This window comes from Flavobacterium sp. AED (assembly GCF_000812945.1).
Classification (GTDB): Bacteria; Bacteroidota; Bacteroidia; order Flavobacteriales; family Flavobacteriaceae; genus Flavobacterium.
On the sequence record NZ_JSYM01000011.1, the window covers coordinates 1 to 2,618 of the forward strand.

At 37.0% G+C, this 2,618-nt stretch carries 1 pseudogene; it reads left to right on the forward strand.

Features of this window, described 5'->3' with window-relative positions:
• A pseudogene (locus OA85_RS17545) lies at window positions 1-2,618 on the forward strand (hypothetical protein); the annotation flags it as partial.

Sequence of the window (2,618 nt, forward strand, 5' to 3'; positions counted from 1 at the left end):
TAACCACTGCTGATGCGAATTGTGCCAATGCCTATGTGAGAGTGCGTACTTGGAACTTCAGTGATGGCTGTGGAAATACCAGTGCCAACTTTGTGCAAACTATCACGGTTATTGACAATACGGTTCCAGTAATAACTACTACTGCAGGTTCTCTTAACCATACCTTACAATGTAACAATACTGCAGGAATAGCTTCCGCACTTGCTGAATCACCTTCAGCTACGGATAATTGTACGGTAAATCCAACCAAAAATTTGGTAAGTGATGTAACCACTGCTGATGCTAATTGTGCCAATGCATATGTGAGAGTGCGTACTTGGAACTTCAGCGATGGCTGTGGAAATACCAGTGTCAACTTTGTGCAAACAATTACGGTGATAGACAATACACCACCAACTTTTAATGAATCATTACCAGCTAACATAACCGTAGAATGTAATGCAATTCCTGTTGCTAAAATATTGACTGCTACTGATAATTGTGGCATTGCAGCAGTGAGCTTTTTAGAGACACAAACTGCTGGAACTTGTACAGGATCTTCTACTATTTTAAGAACTTGGACTGCCACCGATGCTTGTTTAAATAAAACGTCATATACCCAAACAATAAAAGTTCAGGATACAACTCCCCCTACTTTTACTCCACCAGCTAGCATAACACTTATTAGTAATGAAAATTGTTTTGCAGACACCACTACAACTTCAACTGGTTCTGTAACAAATATCCAAGATAACTGTGATTCAAATCCAACAGCTACTTTTGTAGATCATGATTGTTTTGGAAATTCAGATATTACATCAATAAATACTGGAAATGGCAATTATTTCCCATTCACAGTTTCAGGTTTTGATGATATAACGGCTAGTAATATCGAAAAACTTGCTTTGGCATTTGAAACAAATCAGGGAAAAGGTAGAGTCGAATTTACTTTAGTTTCGCCAAGTGGACAAGGAATTGTTTTAGTTGCTCCATATTGTTCTGGAGGAAATTGTGATACCTCAACACCAAGTGATCCAGAATTATATTTACCTGTTTTTTATCCTAATAGCTCTTCTTATCCAAAATGGGATAACAACAATCCTATACAAACTGATGTAATTCAAAACTTCACTCCATATGGAGCCCTTTCTTCTACTAATAGTATCATTGGCTTGAATTCATATGTGTCAAGCTTTGAAGAACTTACCGGAAACATGAATGGAAATTGGTTTATTTATGCAAGAAAAGATGGAACTGAACTTGGTACTATTGAATTCAAAAGTGTTTGTTTAACTCCTGCAGGTTTATGTAAAAATAATAAAGTGATTGTTAGACATTGGTCTGTTAGTGATGCTTGTAAAAACACTGTAGGATTTGATCAGGTAATTAAAATAATTGATACTACTGCTCCAACTTGGACTACTGAATCTTCAGCTTTAAACACAACTATTGAATGTAATAATACCGAAGCTTTGGCTGCAGCTCAATTAGTATTCCCTATAGCTAAAGACAATTGTGATTTAGATGTTTCCAATATTACAAAAATAAGTGGTCAATTTATGGCTTCTGAAGGATGTGCAAATGCTGGAACTTATACTAACACTTGGACCGTAAAAGATGATTGTGGAAATACTTCCGAAGTATTCACGCAAGTAATAACTATCGAAGATACCACTGCTCCAACTTGGTCTACCGAAGCAACTGCTTTAAACAAAACCATTGAATGTAGTGATACAGAAGCATTGGCTACAGCTCAAGGATTAATTCCAACAGCTACTGATTTATGTGACGCTGATGTAACCAATATTACTAAAGTAATTGGTCAATTTGTAGCTTCTGAAGGATGTGTCAATGCTGGAACTTATACCAATACTTGGACCGTAAAAGATGATTGTGGAAACTCTTCCGAAATATTTACTCAAGTAATTACTATCCAAGATACCACTGCGCCAACTATTACTGTTACTGCTTCAAATATAACTGTTGAGTGTGATGGTCAAGGAAATCAAAATTCCATTGCTGATTGGTTAACGAATAATGGAGGAGCAATTGCTACTGATAATTGTTCTGATGTAACTTGGTCTAACAACTTTAATGCACTTTTGAACGATTGTTCAGCTGCAGTAACTGTAATCTTTACCGCAAAAGATGCCTGTGGAAATAGTTCCTCAACATCAGCTACATTTAGTGTCAAAGATACCAATGCTCCTATTGCTCCTGTAGCTCCCGAAAATCTGACAGTGGCTTGTGCAACTGATGTTCCTCCTATAACTTCACTTACAGCTACTGATAATTGTAATGGTGAAATCACTGTTCAAGGAATTGATACAACTGTTCAAGGTGACTGTCCTAATTCGTTTATTATTACTAGAACTTGGACATTTACCGATGCTTGTAGTAACTCATCTTATAGTTCACAAACTATCAATGTAGTCGATACTACTGCTCCGGTTATTGCTATTCTTCCCGAAGTTTCAACTATTTCTTGTCCTGCAACACCTGAGTTTACTCAAGCAACTGCTACTGACGAATGTGGTTCTACTTTCACTTTGACTTCTGAAGATGCAACCACTAATGGTGCATGTGCTGGTTCCTATTCTGTAACCAGAACTTGGACTGCAACTGATGCTTGTGGAAAT